Source organism: Micromonospora chokoriensis, assembly GCF_900091505.1.
Classification (GTDB): Bacteria; Actinomycetota; Actinomycetes; order Mycobacteriales; family Micromonosporaceae; genus Micromonospora; species Micromonospora chokoriensis.
This window is the reverse complement of the sequence record NZ_LT607409.1, coordinates 272,222-290,690: the sequence shown is the minus strand read 5'-3', so window position 1 is coordinate 290,690 and position 18,469 is coordinate 272,222. Positions and strand designations below refer to the sequence as shown.

17 protein-coding genes are annotated in these 18,469 nt (G+C 71.2%); 15 read left to right on the top strand and 2 right to left on the bottom strand.

Annotated elements, in window-relative coordinates:
- Positions 1-24 precede the first annotated feature (24 nt).
- Positions 25-696 carry an RlpA-like double-psi beta-barrel domain-containing protein gene (locus tag GA0070612_RS01320; protein ID WP_088986243.1) on the top strand — a complete coding sequence of 224 codons (672 nt, stop codon included), beginning with the start codon at positions 25-27 and terminating at the stop codon, positions 694-696.
- A 34-nt stretch (positions 697-730) separates the two neighbouring features.
- Here GA0070612_RS01320 and GA0070612_RS01315 read toward each other — a convergent pair whose 3' ends face one another.
- Positions 731-1,972 (bottom strand): SUKH-3 domain-containing protein, encoded by a 1,242-nt coding sequence (locus GA0070612_RS01315; protein WP_088986242.1) that lies wholly within the window; start codon positions 1,970-1,972, stop codon positions 731-733.
- Positions 1,973-2,051: 79 nt separating this feature from the next.
- Here GA0070612_RS01315 and GA0070612_RS01310 point away from each other — a divergent pair, with 79 nt between their 5' ends.
- The 13 genes from GA0070612_RS01310 (at position 2,052) to ahcY (ending at position 17,223) form a co-directional block, all read left to right on the top strand.
- Positions 2,052-2,474, top strand: coding sequence for a YbaB/EbfC family nucleoid-associated protein (locus GA0070612_RS01310; RefSeq protein WP_088986241.1), 423 nt, complete (start codon positions 2,052-2,054; stop codon positions 2,472-2,474).
- Positions 2,471-2,803: a hypothetical protein gene (locus tag GA0070612_RS01305; RefSeq protein ID WP_088986240.1), complete on the top strand. Its 333-nt coding sequence runs from the start codon at positions 2,471-2,473 to the stop codon at positions 2,801-2,803. The genes GA0070612_RS01310 and GA0070612_RS01305 overlap by 4 nt, the downstream gene beginning before the upstream one ends.
- Positions 2,804-2,819: 16 nt before the next feature.
- Positions 2,820-7,190: a toxin glutamine deamidase domain-containing protein gene (locus GA0070612_RS01300; protein ID WP_088986239.1), complete on the top strand. Its 4,371-nt coding sequence runs from the start codon at positions 2,820-2,822 to the stop codon at positions 7,188-7,190.
- Positions 7,190-7,630, top strand: coding sequence for a hypothetical protein (locus tag GA0070612_RS01295; RefSeq protein ID WP_088986238.1), 441 nt, complete (start codon positions 7,190-7,192; stop codon positions 7,628-7,630). The genes GA0070612_RS01300 and GA0070612_RS01295 overlap by 1 nt, the downstream gene beginning before the upstream one ends.
- A 262-nt stretch (positions 7,631-7,892) precedes the next feature.
- On the top strand, positions 7,893-8,189 hold the full coding sequence (locus GA0070612_RS31755) for a hypothetical protein (protein ID WP_088986237.1): 297 nt from the start codon (positions 7,893-7,895) through the stop codon (positions 8,187-8,189).
- 161 nt (positions 8,190-8,350) lie between these two features.
- Positions 8,351-9,004 (top strand): endonuclease V, encoded by a 654-nt coding sequence (locus GA0070612_RS01285; RefSeq protein ID WP_331716388.1) that lies wholly within the window; start codon positions 8,351-8,353, stop codon positions 9,002-9,004.
- Between the two features lie 254 nt (positions 9,005-9,258).
- Positions 9,259-10,302, top strand: a complete 1,044-nt coding sequence (locus GA0070612_RS01280; RefSeq protein WP_157742395.1) for a hypothetical protein — start codon at positions 9,259-9,261, stop codon at positions 10,300-10,302.
- Positions 10,303-10,372: 70 nt separating this feature from the next.
- A complete protein-coding gene (locus GA0070612_RS01275) occupies positions 10,373-11,758 on the top strand; it encodes a phosphomannomutase/phosphoglucomutase (protein WP_088991190.1) in 1,386 nt (461 codons plus the stop codon).
- A 61-nt stretch (positions 11,759-11,819) separates the two neighbouring features.
- Positions 11,820-12,008, top strand: a complete 189-nt coding sequence (locus GA0070612_RS01270; RefSeq protein WP_088986235.1) for a Trm112 family protein — start codon at positions 11,820-11,822, stop codon at positions 12,006-12,008.
- Positions 12,005-13,201 carry an SIS domain-containing protein gene (locus tag GA0070612_RS01265; protein ID WP_088986234.1) on the top strand — a complete coding sequence of 399 codons (1,197 nt, stop codon included), beginning with the start codon at positions 12,005-12,007 and terminating at the stop codon, positions 13,199-13,201. Before GA0070612_RS01270 ends, GA0070612_RS01265 begins: the two co-directional genes overlap by 4 nt.
- A 67-nt stretch (positions 13,202-13,268) precedes the next feature.
- Positions 13,269-14,276: a cation diffusion facilitator family transporter gene (locus GA0070612_RS01260; protein ID WP_088986233.1), complete on the top strand. Its 1,008-nt coding sequence runs from the start codon at positions 13,269-13,271 to the stop codon at positions 14,274-14,276.
- Between the two features lie 3 nt (positions 14,277-14,279).
- Positions 14,280-15,443 (top strand): mannose-6-phosphate isomerase, class I, encoded by a 1,164-nt coding sequence (gene manA / locus GA0070612_RS01255; RefSeq protein ID WP_088986232.1) that lies wholly within the window; start codon positions 14,280-14,282, stop codon positions 15,441-15,443.
- A gap of 280 nt (positions 15,444-15,723) precedes the next feature.
- Positions 15,724-17,223: an adenosylhomocysteinase gene (gene ahcY, locus GA0070612_RS01250; protein WP_088986231.1), complete on the top strand. Its 1,500-nt coding sequence runs from the start codon at positions 15,724-15,726 to the stop codon at positions 17,221-17,223.
- A gap of 64 nt (positions 17,224-17,287) precedes the next feature.
- Here ahcY and GA0070612_RS31750 read toward each other — a convergent pair whose 3' ends face one another.
- Positions 17,288-17,446, bottom strand: coding sequence for a hypothetical protein (locus tag GA0070612_RS31750; protein ID WP_167393598.1), 159 nt, complete (start codon positions 17,444-17,446; stop codon positions 17,288-17,290).
- A gap of 325 nt (positions 17,447-17,771) precedes the next feature.
- Between GA0070612_RS31750 and mtrA the strand changes: the two genes are divergently transcribed.
- Entirely contained in the window at positions 17,772-18,461 is a 690-nt protein-coding gene (mtrA, locus tag GA0070612_RS01245; protein ID WP_088986230.1) for an MtrAB system response regulator MtrA, read from the top strand.
- The last annotated feature ends 8 nt before the right edge of the window (positions 18,462-18,469 follow it).

Sequence of the window (18,469 nt, the reverse complement as noted above, 5' to 3'; positions counted from 1 at the left end):
ACACCGAGGACGGGAGTGACGGCGATGAGGGTGCAGCGCAAGCACGTGCTGGCGGCGAGTGTGGCGGTGCTCGCCGCGGCGGGTGTGGCGGTCGGTACCAACCTGGGGTTCGCCGACACCTCCCCGACCCGGTCGTCGGTCTGCTCCGGCTCGGTCACCTTCTCCGCGGAGGGCGGGGCGCCGGCGGCGACCAGCGACCGTTTCCCGGTGGGTACCCGGCTGCGGGTGACCAACCTGGACAACAACCGGGCGACCACCGTCACGGTGACCGGCCCGTCGGGCAGTTGCGTGCTGCTCAACGCCGCCGCCATGGAGCTGGTCCGGGAGCCCGGGAAGAACGTCATCCGCCGCAACGTGGTGGAGCGTCTCGACGGTGCCGCGCCGCCTGCCGCGCCGGCACCCGGAACGGTACGCCCCGGTGCCGCGTCGCCCGCCGCGTCCGGCCCGGCACCCCGATCGGCGTGCTCGGGTGCGATCACCTTCTTCGAGGAGGCCGCCGGACCGGGGGCCACCAGCGGGCAGTTCCCGGTGGGTACCCGGCTGCGGGTGACCAACCTGGACAACAACCGGGCGACCACCGTGACGGTGACCGGCCCGTCGGGCAGTTGCGTGCTGCTCAACTCGGCCGCGATGGAGCAGATCCGCGAGCCGGGCAAGAACCTCGTCCGCCGCAACACGGTCGAGGTGCTTCGCTGATCTCGGAGGCGGGGCCCGTACACCGGGCCCCGCACTAGTCCGCCTGCCAGGTGCCGTCGTCGCGGACGCGAGCCGGGGCGCGGCCCAGCAGCAGAGTGGTCAGTGCGGCGTCGATGGTGTCGCCGAGGAACCACTCGCCGGCCTGGTCGAGCGCGAACACCCGCCCCCGCTCGTCGATGGCCAGGATGCTGTCCTGCTGCTCGGTGCCGATCGGGAAGAGGCGTACGCCGAGCACCGCGCCGAAGTCCGCGAGCGTGTCGGCGGTGTGCGCGATCATGTGCGGCCGGATGTCGAAACGCGAGATCCACACCTGCTCGCCCCGGCCGCGACGGGCACCGACCAGGCTGGGGAACGCGGTCAGCGCCTCCACGGCCGCCGGAAAGACCGTGTGCTGGTGTGTTGCCCCCGGCACCGCTGTCACGTCCCGGACGGCTGCGGCGGCCATGATCTGGTCCCCGATGTGCGGTCGCCAGCCGGCCGCGACCAGCGCGTTGGCGACCTCCGCCGGGAAGCGACCAGGGTCGGGATCGGTCGCCGCCGGCGCACGCCAGGTCTCGGTGTACGCCCGAGCCGACTCCGGCAGCACGTTGGCGCGGATCAGGAAGGTGATGCACGATTCGCAGGGCAGCTCGGCCGGGCCACCAGCCGGGTCGCCGGGCTCCCGGATCCGGAAGATCTCGAATCGGGCGCCCTCCAACAGCACCGCCGCCTCGGCCCGGCCCATCGGCGCGATGCCTTCGGCGGCCCGGCGGTGGTCGTACTCGTGCAGCACGTCGGAGACGACGATCAGCTCGGCGTGAGCGTCCCCGCCCCGGACCAGATCGCCCGGGGGCAGCTCGTCCAGATAGTCGCGGACCAGCGGGTGATGATTCAGCGGGACGCCGCCCTTCGCGCCCTCCGCCGTCCAGATCCGCCCGTCGATGGTCAGGTGCGCCGACGTGTTCGGGGTGACCACCCGGTGGATCTCCCGGACCAGCAGGCTCGCCGGGTCGACGGTGCGCGGAGCGGTCGGCCCGGACGGCTGGTTGCGCCGGTACAACTCCGCCACCACGTCGCTCGGCACGCGTGGCCAGGTGGTCACCGTGCCGGTCTGCTTGTCGATGACCGTCGTCGGCAGGTCCCCGGGGACCGTCCGCACCTCGGTGGCCACGACGGACGTGATGACGTACCCGAGGTCGAACTCGTCCACCACCGCTGTGCACTCGTGGCCCAGGCGCTGCGAGTCGCGGCGGGCCCAGGTGGCGGCGAGCTGTTCGGCCTGCTGACGGTCGATCACGCTCTGAAACTACCGGACTACACGGATCGATGGCAGCCGGTATGGTGCTGCTCTACCGACGGTGACGGGAGGAGCGGCGGTGAGCGAACAGGTGGACCGGCACGCCAACCGCGAGCTACGAGCCCGATTCGACGACGTGTACGGGCAATACCAGCAGCTCAGGTCCGGTTTGGACAACCTGCAGACACGGCTCGCCGAGCTTCGGGTGACCCGACGGTCGGCCGACGGTCAGGTCACCGCGACAGTGGGTGCCCGCGGCGAGTTGGTCCAGGTAGAACTGGCGTCGACCGTCTACCGCGACCGCGACGCGGTGGCGCTCGGCCGAAAAATCACCGAAACGGTCCGCGCCGCCGCGACCGCCGCGGTCGACGCCACCCGCGACCTCGTCGCCGAGAGCATGCCGGCCGGCTCCGGCTCGGTGGAGTTCCTGCGTACCGGCGACTACGCGGCCCTGCTCGGTCGAGCCGACGCGGTGCTCGGCAGGCGTGAGGTGAAGGAATGACCGACGGGCAGCTCTGGCTCGATCCGTCCCGGGCGCGTCGGGGTGGCACCGACCTGTCGCTCGCCGGCGAGGCGGTGACGGCCCGCCGAGCGGCCGAGGGTGGTGCGATCGAGACCGCCAGCGGTGCGAGACCGTGGGGCCGCGACGACATCGGCGCCGCGTTCGAGCGCAACTACCGCGAGATCGAGCAGACCGTCATGCGGGCCTGGGCGGGTGTCGGGCACCGGCTCACCGAGCTGGGTGGCGACGTGGTGCGCGCGGTTGACGCGAGCGTGCAGACCGACGGCGCCAACGCCTCCCGCTTCGGCCGGCTCACCGACCGACCCTGACGGCCCGGGATCCCCGATGAGCGTGCTGCCCAGCCCGATTCCACACCCACTGGACCTCGCACTCTGGGACGTTCCAGGCTGGGTCTACGAGGCCCTCGACTGGGTGGTCGGTGTGCAGTGGCCGGAGGGCGACGAGCGGGCCGTCTGGGACGTCGCCGACCGGTGGTACGACGTCGCCTCCGTGCTCGCCGGCCCGCAGACCGACGCCGCCGCGGCCGCCGTCGAGGTGCGCAACGGCTACGGCGGGGTCGGGGCCGTCGACGCCGCTTTCGAGGCTGCCTGGCGAGGCATCGCCGAGAACCCCGACGCCCCGCTGCCCGTGCTGCTCGCCGTCACCGCCGACCTCGGCCGCCTGGTGGAGGAATGCGGGTGCGACATCGAGGGCGCCAAGCTCGAAGTCTGGATCGAACTGGGCATCCTGGTCATCGAGCTGCTCTCGGTTGCGGTGGCGGCGGTGCTCACCGCCGGTGCCGCCTCCCCGGCCGCCGGCGCGGCGATCGGCGCGACGCGGCTGCTGGTCCAACAGATCATCAAGCGGCTGATGGGGCAACTGGCCAGCAAGTCGCTCAAACACGGGCTCCGGGAGGCCGGCGAGCGAGCCGCCAAGGAGGTCACCCGGGACGGGGTGCGAGGGCTCGCCAAGCGGGCCGCCCGCGAAGGGCTGGAGGAGGCCGCGGAGGAGACCGGCGTCACGCTGGCCACCCAGGCGTACCAGAACTCCACCGGGCGGGCGCACGGCCTGGACCTGACCGACCTCGGCGCGTCGGCGGTCGGCGGGCTCGCCGGCGGGGCGGTCGCGCCGCTCGCCGGGCTCGGTCGGCACGCGACGGGGCGAGCGGCCCGGGTCGGCGAACACCTGGGGCGGGAGATGACCGGCGAGGTGCTCGCCGACAGCGCCGCCAGCCTCGCCACCGGCCAGGGCCTGACCTCGATGGAGGACGTCGCACGCGCCGCCGCGTCCGGAGCCACCGGCTCGGTGACCGGTCAGACCGACCACGCGCTACGTGCCCGGCTCGACGCACAGACCAACGCCCTCGCCGGAGCCTCACTCGTCGGTCCCGCACTGCCGTCGGTGGCGGCGCTCGGGTCACCCCCCTCGTCCGAAGCGAGTTCGGGTGGACCTTCGCCGGTCGTACCGATGCAGGGCACGCCACCGAACGACGTGGCCCCACCACGCGCCGACCTGCCGGCCGTCGCCGACGTGCACGTCTCGGCGTCAGCATCGGTGGACGCCGGTTCCGGCCTGGACGACGTCGACGGTCCGCTGCGCGCGCCCGAGCCGATGCCGTCGGCGAGCGCACCTTCCCTTGCGAACGTGGCCGTCACACAACCGGTCTCCGCCGGTCAGACACTGCCGGCGGCGGCTGCTGGTTCGGCGCTGCCGGCAGTGGTTGCTGATCCGGCGCCGTCGTCGGCAGCCTCTGATCCGGCGCCGTCGTCGGTGGACGCCGGCCGGCCGTCGCAGGTAGCGGCCGGTTCGTTGCTGTCCTCGATGGACTCGGGATGGAAGCCGCCGCAGGTGGCAACCGATCCGACGCTGCCGCCGGTGGCCGCTGATCCGATGCTCTCGTCGGTGGCGACCGATCCGAGGCTGTCGTCGGTGGCCGCTCCCGTGGTCGGCACCGTCGAGCCGGTTGGTCAGCCGGCGACCGGTGTCCCGCCGGGCCAGCCCGCGAGCCCGCCGTACACCACCGGTCCGGCCGCCTGGTCGCCGTCGACCAGCGCGCTCACACCGACCACCGCCCCCGGCGCGATGCTGCCGGGCCCTTCCGCTGCCCCGCCGGTCGAGCCGACCCCGACAGCGGTGGGCCGGTCCGCCGTGCCCTCCCGCGCAACCACACCAGCCGTGCGCACACCGGCCCCGGCACCCGAGCACCCGGCCCGGGGGCGGGCGTCGATCCCCGTCGACCTGGTCTTCGGCGACCCGGTCGTGTCGCCAACCGACCCCGACGACTTCTACGCCGCGCAGTGGGCCGCCGAGGTCGAAGCCGCCGAGCGGCGGCGGTACCAGGGCCACTACGAATCGCAGCGGGCCGGCTTCGAACACAACCGCCGCCAGTCAGAGGCCACCCGACTGCGCGCCCGGGCCGCGGAGCACGACCGCAGGGCAATCGAGTACGCCACCTACGCCCGACAGTTGCACCAGGCAGGCCACCGGCAGTGGGCCGACGGCTGGCAGCGGGCCGCGAACGACGAAGCACGCGCGTACGCCCAATGGCGTGACCTGGCAGACGCGGTGCTGACCGGCACCACGGCACCGCCGGTCGTGGACATCGACGCCGCCACCTTCGAACACGCCAACCGGGACGTGGGCGCGCTCGCGCTCGGTGCGGTGGAGACGTCCGGCCCGTCTCGGCTCACCGGCGACGACAATCCTCCACCGATCGACGACTCCCGGCCGTACGGGCAGCCTGGCGGCCTTCGCCCCCCGCTCGCCCTGCACCAGGTCGACGTCGAACGGCAGATGCCCCGCGAGCGGGACGGCACCATCACCCGTACCGCCGACCCCCGCCGCGGCGGTTGGTTCCGGCTCCTCAACGACGGAGGTCCCGCCGCCGACGCCACCCGGGGCATCAACTGCCTGGACTGCACGCTGTCGTTGTTCGACACCTGGGTCCACGGGCGGCCCCGGGTGTCCGCGCCCCGCACCTTCGACGGCTACCTCGACGGTGACATCCGTCGACCCATCCGTGGTGAAGCCGGCGGCCCAGGCCGGGTCGAGGACGTCACCGGTGGGCGCTTCCAGCAACTCCTCGCCCCGTCCGGCCAGCGCACGTACGCCGACCAAGCGCGGCAGGCCGCCGACCGGAGTTACCGCAACCTGCGTGACCAACTGCTCCTGGGGGGCCACGGCAGCTACGCGTTCCTGGTCACCGAGTGGGCGCACGGCGGTTCGCACGCCTGGGTGGCACTCAACCAGAACGGCACCGTGCTCTACGTCGACCCGCAGACCGGTGTGGTCCGGGACCGGCCGTTGTACCCCGACGTGGTCGGCATCGACGCGCTGGTGCTGGGCGGTGACGGCCGACCGATGCCGCTCGGCGGGCTACCCAGAGGCCGGTTCAGCGAGCGGCCGGACCTTCCGGACCACCCCTCGACGTACGACAGCGGCGGCCACGGTGACCCGTACGTCAATCGGATGCACCTGCTCCTGGACGGCCCAGGCTCAGCGCCACCCTCGCCTGGTGGGGAGCCCGTCGACGCCTCGTCCAGCGCTGACCGGGGCCTACCCTCCCCGAGTGCCGGCCCGGCCGGCGTCATTTCGGTGGCCGGCAGCCTGGACGAGATCTTCGCGGCGGGAGTGAGTCCGGTCGAGTTCGCTGCAGCGGTCGACCCATCGGCGCTCCGTCGGCTACAGCCGGATCTGGACGAGGCGTCGGCTCGGGATGTTGCGCGGCTCTTTGCCGACACCCGGGTCCGCGACATGCTCGACCGCGCCCACCGGCAGCCGCCCGCGAACGAACCGGAACTTGCCAGGCACCTGACCACGCAGTTGGCGCGGCACCCGGATCTCGCTCGGTTGATCCTGTCCACACCCGAACTGGCGAACTCGCTGACCGCGCGCCCGATGACCCTCTACCACCTGGCCGGTCATCAGCAGGCCATCGATGTCCTCGCGGAGGTGGTGGAAGACGTCGCCCAGCGAAGTGCTGTGGGGCTGGAGGCGGCGACCGACAACGAAGCGGACCAGCCACAGCCGACGCCGCTCACAGATGAGCAGCGGCGGATCAGCGCGAGCATCCAACTACCGGATGATCCGGTGACCCAGCCGGGATTCGACAAGCGCCGTCAGGCTGACCCTTCTTATCGCCAGCATTACCTGGACGACCTCTACGCGGCAGCCGTCGTTGCGCAGGCGGAGCTGAACCAGCTGGCAGTGTCCCTGGCCCAGGTGGGTGATCACCGTGTCGGTGACCCCGGCTGGCGTTCGGAACCCAAAGACCGCCGTCGAGCCGAGGACAAGGTGGACAAGTATCGAGGCGATGCGTCCAAGCTGCTCGACCTTGCTGCTGCGAAGGTTGAGTTCCGCAACCTCAACGACCTGTACGCCGCGCTTGAGCGGATACGCGAGCACCCAGACGTCGTGGTCGTGAGTTTTCAGGATCGGTTTATATCTCCCGAAGACAGCGGCTACCGGGACATACAACTCGTATTGCGGATGCGGAATGAGCACCTCGTGGAGTTCCGCCTGCACCTGGCGGCTCTCGACGCCGTAGCGGTCTGGGAGCATGCGTTATATGAGGTTCGCCGTGATGTCGCGGCCTTGGCCCGTGCTGAGGGCCGGTCCCTGACGAGGCGCGAGTGGGCCATCGCAAACGGGATCCTCGAACGCGAGCAAGAGCTGTTCTGGCAGGCACTGCAGTCGACCTATGAGGAGAATGCCTGATGGTTCGAATGCCGGGCTTGGTGCTCCCGTCGTATTACCTCTATTACCAGTCGCCGGTGAAGATCGTTCAGACACCCGACGGTGGTGCCAGGGTATGGCGGGTTGCCATCGATACTGGCGGCTGGCGGGAGGAAAACGACCTCTTCGACGAGATCGTCTTCGACGTCGGAGGTGACGTTTTTCGTCGTAGCCCTGAGGAGTTCGTGCAGGAGGTGGAGCGTTTCCGGGCTCACTACCTCGAAGGTGAGGGCCCGATCTTCGCGCTCTACGAGACGGTGCAGGCGATCAGGGATGTGGCGAAGGCCGAAGACCGACACCTGACGACAAAGGAGCGAGCGCTCATTCACGGAATCCGGAAGCGGACGTTCGTGATGTTCGAGGAGCAACTCCGGGTGGCTGGCGACCTCGGCGCGGACCCGGACATCGCGAGAGCTGAGTAAGCGTTGCTCCGCGTGTTGGCCGACGCGAGGGGGCCGGTGACGGCCGAGGGTGTGGACGCCCGGTTGGTGCGGGCGGGGGAGCGTTACGAGCAGGCAGTCTTCGGTGGTGACGTGAAGTCGCTGGACGAGGCGGAGCCGGACCTGGCAGCGCTGGAAGCGGATGTGGTTCTGGCCCCGGGGCCGGATCCTGCACGCCTGTTTCCTGGCATGGTCAGCGGGCAGGGTGGGCGTGGACGTTGGTGTGTCCGAATAAGATCGACGCATGGCGAGATCCGGCTCAACGAGCATCTGGTCCACTGTATGGGCATGGCCGGTCGGCATTGCGATCGGTTTGACGATCGGCATCCCCGTGTTCGGCGCGAAGGGTGGGGTGGCGTTCGGCGTCGCCCTGGCCGTTGCCTTCGCGGTCGGCCTTGGCCTGATCAGAGGCCGAAAGTCCTCCGTCGAGGCTGCCCCGGGAGGGTTCCCTGCCCGAGGCGACCAACGTGATCACCTGGCGCAGGGTGCGACGGACGGGAGTGCCACCGGCGTCGACGCGGACGGCTCGTCCCGGCCGTGATCGACTCCGGTTTCGGGAAAGCGGGGCATCCAGCGCTGTGGGATAGCCCCGTTTCCGCGAAGTCGAGTGGATCACGCCCGGCGGCGGGCGAGGGACCGGACGACAGCGCACGGCCAGCCTTAGACGCACAGCCGGCGGGGCCGGGCATTGTGGCGGAGGCGGTGGCCGTACAGGAGGAGTTGCGGCCGCTGGTCGACCTGGTCGGGCCGGGGCCGAGCGCGCCTGCGACGGTGGCCGGCCTGGATGTCGCGTACTCCCCGGGTGGTGACCTTCTGGCGGCGGCCGTGACGGTGCTGGACGCCCGGACGTTGGAGGTGGTTGATTCCGCGGTCAGTGTGGGACGGCCCGCGTTCGACTATGTGCCGGGGTTGTTCGCGTTCCGTGAGTTGCCCGCGCTGCTCGCCGCGCTGGACCGCCTGACCGTGGTGCCGGACCTCTTGGTCTGCGACGGGCACGGGCTCGCCCACCCGCGTCGGTTCGGTCTCGCCTGTCACCTCGGGGTGGTCACCGGGCTGGCCGCGATCGGGGTGGGGAAGACGCCACTGGTCGGGACGTGGGATCCGCCGGCTGACCAGCGGGGCGCCTGGTCGTCGCTCCGCGACGGCGGTGACGTCGTCGGCCGGGTGCTGCGGACCCAGGACGGCGTGAAGCCGGTCTTCGTCAGCGTCGGGCATCGGATGAGCCTGGAGAACGCGACCGCGCAGGTGCTCGCATTGACCCCGCGCTACCGGCTGCCGGCGACCACCCGCACCGCCGACCGCCTCAGCCGCGACGCCCTCGCCGAGGCCCAGGCCCAAGCCCAACAAGCCGACTGACCGTGGCCGAGCGCCCTCGTGAGGCAGGCCGTCCACGTACCCGAGCGCGCACAGCGCACCCTGCCCGAGCACGCCCGCCAGCTGCGGCGACGCGCGGCGACGCTGATCCTCGCCGCCGGTTGACGGGCCGGGTCTGAGGCAGGGCCGTAAACCGTAACGCCGCGCACATCCGGGCCGCTCTATGACCGGCGGCCCTGATGGGCCGGTAGTAGCCTGTCCCGCGGACCCCACCCGGGGAGAACGGCGAGGTGATCATGACGGTGCGTCGACGCACGACGCGGCTCGCGGCGGTCTGCGCCCTGGTGGGCGGCCTGGTGCTGCTCGGCGCGTCGCCGGCGTCTGCTGACAGCGACGTGGTCCGGGTCGGTGCGGCCAGCAGCTTCGCCGCCGGTGGTTCCCCGCAGGGGGTGAACGTCGCGGTACGCAAGCGCACCGACGGCTGCGTCCTGCTGCGTACCGCGTTGGGTATGCGTCTCGAGGGTCTTCAGCCGGAACAGGCGACCGTCGAGGTCGCCGCGGACGGGCGCTGGCTTCCGGTGGGGGTGTCGGGCAGCAGTGGCACGGTGCAGACCGCGCAGACGTCGCCCGCGAAGCCGAGGCTGTGCAAGGGCAAGGGGATCACGGTGCGGTACCGGGTGGCGATCGCCGCGGGTGCCACCGGAGGTCGGCTCGTCGTGACCGGCGTGGGTCTCAGCGCCGAGGGTCAGACGTTGGGCAGCCACAGCGATGCGGCCCGGGTGACCGGTGCACGGGTGACCCCGACGCCGACGCCGTCGAAGACGGCATCGGCCACCCCGACTCCCACCGACGTCGCGACGGTCGACGAGGCGGTGGACCCGGCAGCCCTGGTGTCCAGCGCGCCGGACACCAAACCGGCTGCCGCGACGTCGTCCGGCGGAGGGTCACCGGTGATGTTCTTCGGCATCGTGATGGTGGCCGTCGGTCTGCTGCTCGTCGTGCTGCTGTTGCGTCGGTCGCGGCAGGACCGCAAGCCGTCCGACGAGTCGCCGGGCGCGCTGCCGGGCAACCCCGGCGGCACCACCTACCGCGCCGGTGGTGGGCCCCCGGCCGCGCCCGGTCGCCCCGGTCAGGTGTACGGCCAGCAGCCTGCGGCCCCGAGCTGGGGGGCGGTGCCGACGCCGCGACCCCCCGCCACCGGTGGGGTCTACGGTGCACCGTCGGGCGGCGCCGGTGCGGTGCCGGAGGCGACGCAGCCGATGCCTGGCCCACCGCAGACCGGGAAGCCGCCCACCGACGAGGGTGGCCACACGGTCTTCATTCCTCGGCTCCCCGGCTGAGCGAGGCACGACCCGGCGCCTCCGTTAGGCTCAGGATCGGTGTCTAACTTGCGGCCAAGGAGTGGAACACGTGTCTGATCTGTCCCAGATCGTGAAGGCGTACGACGTTCGAGGGACGGTACCGGACCAGTGGGACGAACGAGCCGCCGAGGCCCTCGGGGCGGCGTTCACCCAGTTGCTCAACTCCACTGACGAGCCGGGCGACGCGGTTGTCGTCGGGTACGACATGCGCGCCACGTCGCCCGGGCTGGCCGCCGCGTTCGCCGCCGGCGTACGGGCCGAGGGGCGCTCGGTGATCGAGATCGGGCTCGCCTCCACCGACCTGCTCTACTTCGCCTCCGGCTCGCTCGACCTGCCCGGCGCGATGTTCACCGCCAGCCACAACCCCGCGCAGTACAACGGCATCAAGATGTGCCGTTCCGGTGCCCGTCCGATCGGCCAGGAGAGCGGTCTGTCGGAGATCCGGGACCGGGCCCAGGCCCTTCTGGATTCGGGCGAAGCCCGTCCGGCCGGTGAGCCGACCCGGCCGGCCGAGCGGCGTGACCTTCTCCCCGACTATGCCGGTTACCTGCGCAAACTGGTGGACCTCTCGGGCATCCGGCCGCTGAAGGTGGTCGTCGACGCGGGCAACGGGATGGGTGGCTTCACCGTCCCGACCGTGCTGGGTGACGCCGCCCTGTCGCCGCTGCCGCTGGAGATCGTGCCGCTCTACTTCGAGTTGGACGGCAGTTTCCCCAACCACGAGGCCAACCCACTGGACCCGGCGAACCTGGTCGACCTCCAACGGGCGGTCGTCGCGCACGGCGCCGACATCGGGTTGGCCTTCGATGGTGACGCCGACCGGTGCTTCGTGGTGGACGAGCGGGGCGAGCCGGTCTCCCCGTCGGCGATCACCGCGCTGGTCGCCGCGCGTGAGCTGGCCAAGCACCCGGGTTCCACGGTGATCCACGGCCTGATCACCTCCAGCGCGGTCGCGGAGATCATCCGTGAGCACGGTGGGCAGCCGGTGGTCGCCCGGGTCGGGCACTCCTTCATCAAGGCGGAGATGGCCCGCACCAACGCCGTCTTCGGCGGCGAGCACTCCGCGCACTACTACTTCCGTGACTTCTGGTTCGCCGACACCGGCATGCTCGCGGCGATGCACACCCTGGCGGCGTTGGGCGAGCAGTCGCTGCCGCTGTCCGTGTTGGCCGGCGAGTACGAGCGCTACATCGCCTCCGGCGAGATCAACTCGACGGTGACCGACCAGGCGGCGGCGGTGGCCGAGGTGCGGGCCGCGTACCCGGACGCGGTGGCCGACGAGATGGACGGGCTCACCCTGCGTTTCCCCGACGGCGCCTGGTTCAACCTGCGTGCGTCCAACACGGAGCCGCTGCTGCGGCTCAACGTCGAGGCGCCCTCCCGTGATCGGATGGTCTCGCTCCGGGACGACGTGCTCGACCGCGTTCGCCGATAAGATCGCCTGCGCCGGTCGGCACCGCCGTCGGTGAAGCCGCACACGTGGAAGGAGCCGTGCCATGGCCCTGGATCCGCAGTTGCTCGAGATTCTCGCCTGTCCGGACACGCACCACGCCCCGCTCACCTACGATGCCGAGGCGCAGACGCTGACCTGCACGGAGTGCGGCCGGATCTTCGAGGTCCGCGACGACGTGCCGGTGCTGCTGCTCGACGAGGCGCGCGGCGGCCCTGGAGGGCAGCCCTCATGATCGACGGTACGGCCGGGGTCAGCGGACGTCGCGACGCCGACGAGGCCCTGCTCGACGACCCGGAGGCACTGGCCGAGCACGACCCGGGCGGCATGCTCCGGCACACGGCGTCGGCCGGCGCGCAGGTGCGTGAGAGCGCCGCGCTGGCCGCCGAGGCGAACCTGTCGGTCCTCGCCGACGACGGGCGGCCCCGAGCCGTGGTCATCGCCGGCATCGGCACGGCGGGGCGTACCGGGGATGTGCTGGCCACAGTCGCCGGGCCCCGCTGCCCGGTCCCGGTCATCGCGCACCGCAGCGCGGGCGTGCCCGGCTGGGTGGGCGCGGCCGACGTGGTGATCGCGGTGAGCGCGTCGGGCCGCAGCCCGGAGGCGCTCGGCGCGGCCGAGGCCGCGCACCGGCGCGGTGCCCGACTGGTCGCCGTGGGCGCTCCCGACTCGCAGTTGCAGTCGATCGCCGAGCAGGCCCGGGCGCCGTTCATTCCGGTGCCCCGGCGTGCGCCGGCGCGGGCCAGCCTCTGGGCGCTCACCGTGCCGGTCCTGCTCGCCGCCCGTTCCCTCGGGCTCGTGAAGGTCAACGAGGCGGACCTGGCGGAGACCGCGGCCCGGCTCGACGCGGACGCCGACCGTTGTCGGTCCGCCGCGGAGTCGTTCGTCAACCCGGCCAAGTCGCTGGCCCTGGGGCTGGCCGGTTCGATTCCGATCGTCTGGGGTTCATCCCCGCTGGCGACGGTGGCCGCCCGCCGGTTCGGCGACACCCTGTCCGCCAACGCCCGCTACCCGGTGGTCACCGGAGCGCTGGGTGAGGCCGGTCGGGGTCGGGTCGGGCTGCTCGACGGCGTCTTCGGCGGCCTGGCCGAGGGGGAGCGCGACATCTTCGCCGACCCGACCGACGACGACGGCGACGGCACCCGGCTGCGGTTGGTGCTGCTGCGTGACGGCGGGCTCAACGCCGAGGACGACGCCGACGAACCCTTCGCCGTCGAGGAGCGTCGCGCGGACGCGGTGCAGACCCTCGCCGAGCGTCGCGGTGTGCGGTGCGACGTGGTGACCGCCGAGGGTGGCTCCGCGCTGGAGCGGCTGGCCTCGCTCGTCGCGGTCCCGGACTTCGCCTCGATCTACCTTGCCCTGGCACACGGGTTGGACCCGATGGCCGTTCCGGCCATCACCGAGATGAAGGAGCTGTCGAACCAGTGAACGGACGTAGGGGGCGGCGTCTCATGCGCGCGCCGGTCGGCTTCGTGCTGCGAAGCGGAGCGGTGGCATGAGCGCCAACGGTGGGACGAAGGCGATCGTCGCCGCCCTCCTCGCCAATGTCGGCATCGCCGTCACCAAGTTCATTGCGTTCCTGCTCTCCGGCTCGTCGTCGATGTTGGCCGAGGCGGTCCACTCCGTCGCCGACTCCGGCAACCAGGGCCTGCTGCTGCTCGGTGGTAAGCGGGCGAAGCGGGCGGCCACCCCGGAACACCCGTTCGGGTACGGCCGGGAGCGCTACATCTACGCGTTCATCGTGTCCATCGTGCTGTTCAGCATTGGTGGCCTGTTCGCCCTGTACGAGGCGTACCACAAGTGGGACCACGCGGAGGGCATCACGTCCTGGCACTGGCTGCCGGTGGTGGTGCTCGTGGTGGCGATCGTCATGGAGTCGTTCTCCTTCCGGACCGCCATCAAGGAGTCCAACCACATCCGGGGCAACCAGTCCTGGGTGCGGTTCATCCGGCGAGCCAAGGCTCCGGAGCTGCCGGTCGTGCTGCTGGAGGACTTCGGCGCGCTCATCGGTCTGGTGTTCGCGCTCTTCGGCGTCGGCATGACGCTGATCACCGGCAATGGCCGCTGGGACGCCGCCGGCACCGCGATGATCGGCATCCTGCTGGTCGTCATCGCCGTCGTGCTGGCCATCGAGACGAAGAGCCTGCTGCTCGGTGAGGGTGCCGAGGCGTCCGACCTGGCCGCCATCGAGCGGGCCGTCACCGACGGGCCCGAGGTGGAGCGGATCATCCACATGAAGACGCTCTACCTGGGTCCGGAAGAGCTGCTGGTGGCTGCCAAGATCGCCGTGCCGGAATGGGAGAGCGCCCACGACCTGGCGCGGGGCATCAACGCCGTCGAGGCGCGCATCCGCGCGGCGGTGCCGATCGCCCGGGTGATCTATCTGGAGCCGGACGTCTACAGCGTCGCCGCGGCCAACGCCGGCACCGGCGCTGCCGCCGACACCGCCGTGCCGCAGGTCGACGGTGCATCCGACGAGGCGGCCGAGCGGGCTGGGGGCTGACACGTGGAGCCGTTGTACGGACCGATCCGCGACTACGCCTGGGGTTCCCGTTCCGCCATCGCGCTCCTTCAGGGGCGGCCGGTGCCCAGCGAGGGGCCGGAGGCCGAGCTGTGGTTGGGCGCCCACCCGGGCGCCCCGGCCAGCGTGACGCGTGCCGGCCTGCGGGTCAGCCTCTGTGACCTGGTGCGGGACGAGCCGGGGCAGTGGCTCGGCCAGCGGGTGTCCGAGCGGTTCGGCAGCCGGTTGCCGTTCCTGCTCAAGGTCCTCGCGGCCGACGCGCCGTTGAGCCTCCAGGCGCACCCGGACGCCGAACAGGCCCGGGCCGGTTATGCGGCGGAGGAGGGGCGCCCCGAGGGCGAACGCAACTACTCCGATCCGCACCACAAGCCGGAGTTGCTGGTCGCGCTCACCCCGTTCGAGGCGCTGTGTGGTTTCCGGGATCCGACGGAGTCGGCCGAGGCGCTCGCCGCGTTCGGCGTACCGGAGTTGGAGCCGGTGGTCGCCGCGTTGCGTACCGGGCCGGCGGGGCTGCGGACGGCGGTGCGGACGCTGCTCGGCTGGCCGGTCGCCGAACGCGCCGCGTTGCTGGATTCCGTGCTGGCCTCGCCCGCCGACGGTCCGGACGCGGAGCTGGTCCACCGGTTGGCCAAGGCGTACCCGGCGGACCCGGGCGCGCTGGTGGCGCTGCTGTTGCACCACGTGCGGCTGGTCCCGGGGGAGGGGATCTGGATGCCGGCCGGCAACCTGCACGCCTACCTGAGTGGCTGCGGCGTGGAGATCATGGCGGCCAGCGACAACGTGTTGCGCGGTGGTCTGACCCCGAAGCGGGTGGACGTCGACGAGTTGCTGCGGGTGCTGCGCTTCGAGGTGCTCGACGATCCGGTGCGCGCCGCGCAGCCGGTGGGCCCGGGTGTGGAGTGGTGGCCGGTGCCGGTGGACGACTTCGCGTTGCACCACGTACGTGTGGACGCGGCTGTGCCCACCGTCACGCTGCCGCTGCCCGGTCCTCGGGTGGTGCTCTGCGGTGGTGGTTCGATCACGGTGGACGATGGCGCCGGGGCGGTGACGCTGGTGTCCGGCCAGGCGGCGATCGGCACGGCGGCCGGCGAGCCGCTGCGGATCAGCGGCGTCGGGGACGCGTACGTGGCGACGTCGGGGTTGACCTGAACGACGCACGGCCACGACACAAGTCCGACTTTTCCGGAATAGCTTGACGCGCTCTTGCCTGAGTGTGACTCTATGAGTACGCAGCGTTATCGCGACGACGGTCCGAGAACGTGCGGGGGAACCAAACCGGGGGGATGCACGGGGCGGGCGGGACGTGGGCGGCTTGGTCCGTCCACCACCGACCGTCCCGTGCGCTGTCCGCGACCCGGTCCCCCGGATGCCCGTCGCCAACGCGCGTAAGGTGGAGGGTCGGCGCAGACATCGTTCGACAGGAGCTTTCATGACCAGCACCCTCCCGGCGGCCGCCAGCGGTACGCCGTCCGAGGCCCGGCCGAGCACGCTCGCCGACGGCGACTTCAAGGTGGCGGATCTGTCGCTCGCGGAGTTCGGGCGTAAGGAGATCCAGCTCGCCGAGCACGAGATGCCCGGCCTGATGGCGATTCGCCGAGAGTTCGCCGAGGCGCAGCCGCTCGCCGGCGCGCGGATCACCGGCTCGCTGCACATGACCATCCAGACCGCCGTCCTGATCGAGACGCTCGTCGCGCTCGGCGCGCAGGTGCGCTGGGCGTCGTGCAACATCTTCTCCACCCAGGACCACGCCGCCGCGGCGATCGTCGTCGGCCCCGACGGCACGCCCGAGGCTCCAGCCGGCGTCCCGGTGTACGCGTGGAAGGGTGAGACCCTCCCGGAATACTGGTGGTGCACCGAGCAGGTGCTCGCCTGGCCGGACGGGCAGGGCCCGAACATGATCCTCGACGACGGCGGTGACGCCACCCTCCTGGTGCACAAGGGCACCGAGTTCGAGAAGGCCGGGGTGGTTCCGTCGGTCGAGTCGGCCGACTCCGAGGAGTACGCCGTCATCCTCGAGCTGCTGCACCGCTCGCTCGCCGAGGACGGCCAGCGGTGGACCCGGATCGCCGCCGGTATCAAGGGCGTGACCGAGGAGACCACCACGGGCGTGCACCGGCTCTACGAGATGCACCGGGCGGGCACCCTGCTCTTCCCGGCCATCAACGTCAACGACTCGGTGACCAAGAGCAAGTTCGACAACAAGTACGGCTGCCGGCACTCGCTGATCGACGGCATCAACCGCGCCACCGACGTCCTGATCGGCGGCAAGATGGCCGTGGTGATGGGCTACGGCGACGTGGGCAAGGGCTGCGCCGAGTCGCTGCGCGGTCAGGGCGCCCGGGTCGTGGTGACCGAGGTCGACCCGATCTGCGCGTTGCAGGCCGCGATGGACGGCTACCAGGTCGCCACCCTGGACGACGTCGTCGAGCAGGCGGACATCTTCATCACCGCCACCGGCTGCTTCGACGTCATCACCAACGAGCACATGGCCCGGATGAAGCACCAGGCCATCGTCGGCAACATCGGCCACTTCGACAACGAGATCGACATGGCCGGTCTGGCCAAGCGTTCCGACGTCGAGCGGATCAACATCAAGCCGCAGGTCGACCTGTGGCGCTTCGCCGACGGTCACGCCGTCATCGTGCTCTCCGAGGGTCGCCTGCTGAACCTGGGCAACGCGACCGGCCACCCGAGCTTCGTGATGTCGAACTCGTTCGCCAACCAGACGATCGCCCAGATCGAGCTGTTCACCAAGACCGAGGACTACCCGATCGGCGTCTACGTGCTGCCCAAGCACCTGGACGAGAAGGTGGCCCGGCTGCACCTGGGCGCGCTCGGCGCCAAGCTGAGCACGCTGACCAAGGAGCAGGCCGCCTACCTGGGCGTCTCCCCGGAGGGTCCGTTCAAGCCGGACCACTACCGCTACTGATCGACGATTTCCGGACCGGGTCGGCTGTTCGCAGCCGGCCCGGTTCGTCGTTCCCGCCGCCCGCTCAGCCGGAGCGGGGGTCGCGCCGGGTGGGGCGGAACCACGTCCAGATGCACCAGACCAGCCACCCGACCGACACGATGGTGGCGAGCGCCCGCATGCGTAGCGCGCTGAGCAGCAGCACCACGGCCAGCACCGTCAGCCACGGCAGGAATCCCTTCACGGCGGGATCCTCCCACAGGCGGCTGGGGGCGATCTGCCTCCCGGAGGGCCAACACACTGGTCACGGGCTGAGTGGGCGTGTCGTGCGTGCCCTAGATTGGTGGAGGCCTGCCTCACCCCGCTGGTCGTCGGCTGTCTGATCGGCCGGCGGGAAGGCTTGGAAGCCACCCCGGTGGTCGGCATTCTCGTCGTCGGCTGACCGACGTCCGACTGGGGACGGAAACGGCCGGGGTTGCGGTGGCGCCGGGCGTCGTTCACGGGGGATCATGTGACAGCCGGGCAGACGCCGGTCCCACCGAACTGAATGAGGATGCAATATTAATCCCATGAGAGCCCGCGTACTGGTGGTCGACGACGACCCCGCGCTCGCCGAGATGCTCGGCATCGTGCTGCGTAGTGAGGGTTTCCTGCCCTCGTTCGTGGCGGACGGCGAGCGGGCGTTGGCCGCATTCCGTGACAGTCGTCCCGATATCGTGCTGCTTGACCTGATGTTGCCCGGAATGAGCGGTATCGATGTTGCCCGGTCGATCCGGGGCGAATCCGGCGTGCCGATCGTCATGCTCACCGCCAAGAGCGACACCGTGGACGTCGTGCTCGGCCTGGAGTCCGGTGCCGACGACTACGTGGTCAAGCCGTTCAAGCCCAAGGAGCTGGTCGCCCGGATGCGGGCCCGCCTGCGCCGAGGCGAGGACGTGGCCCCGGAGATGTTGACCATCGGGCCGCCCGACAACCAGATCTCCATCGACGTGCCGGCGCACACCGTCAGTCGCAACGACGAGGAGGTGAAGCTCACGCCGCTGGAGTTCGACCTGCTGGTCGCGCTCGCTCGCAAGCCCCGGCAGGTCTTCACCCGCGAGGTGCTGCTGGAGCAGGTCTGGGGTTACCGGCACGCTGCCGACACCCGGCTGGTCAACGTTCACGTGCAACGGTTGCGGGCCAAGATCGAACCGGACCCGGAGCGCCCGGAAATCATCCTCACCGTGCGGGGCGTGGGTTACAAGGCGGGGACCGGATAGCCTGGTCG

Bases quoted from the DNA above. Each gene is read 5' to 3' on its own strand.
- ahcY (WP_088986231.1), top strand. From the start codon at position 15,724: ATGACCAGCACCCTCCCGGCGGCCGCCAGCGGTACGCCGTCCGAGGCC.
- GA0070612_RS01270 (WP_088986235.1), top strand. From the start codon at position 11,820: ATGGCCCTGGATCCGCAGTTGCTCGAGATTCTCGCCTGTCCGGACACG.
- GA0070612_RS01295 (WP_088986238.1), top strand. From the start codon at position 7,190: ATGGTTCGAATGCCGGGCTTGGTGCTCCCGTCGTATTACCTCTATTAC.
- GA0070612_RS01260 (WP_088986233.1), top strand. From the start codon at position 13,269: ATGAGCGCCAACGGTGGGACGAAGGCGATCGTCGCCGCCCTCCTCGCC.
- GA0070612_RS01265 (WP_088986234.1), top strand. From the start codon at position 12,005: ATGATCGACGGTACGGCCGGGGTCAGCGGACGTCGCGACGCCGACGAG.
- GA0070612_RS01320 (WP_088986243.1), top strand. From the start codon at position 25: ATGAGGGTGCAGCGCAAGCACGTGCTGGCGGCGAGTGTGGCGGTGCTC.
- GA0070612_RS31755 (WP_088986237.1), top strand. From the start codon at position 7,893: ATGGCGAGATCCGGCTCAACGAGCATCTGGTCCACTGTATGGGCATGG.
- mtrA (WP_088986230.1), top strand. From the start codon at position 17,772: ATGAGAGCCCGCGTACTGGTGGTCGACGACGACCCCGCGCTCGCCGAG.
- GA0070612_RS01300 (WP_088986239.1), top strand. From the start codon at position 2,820: ATGAGCGTGCTGCCCAGCCCGATTCCACACCCACTGGACCTCGCACTC.
- GA0070612_RS01305 (WP_088986240.1), top strand. From the start codon at position 2,471: ATGACCGACGGGCAGCTCTGGCTCGATCCGTCCCGGGCGCGTCGGGGT.
- GA0070612_RS01280 (WP_157742395.1), top strand. From the start codon at position 9,259: ATGACGGTGCGTCGACGCACGACGCGGCTCGCGGCGGTCTGCGCCCTG.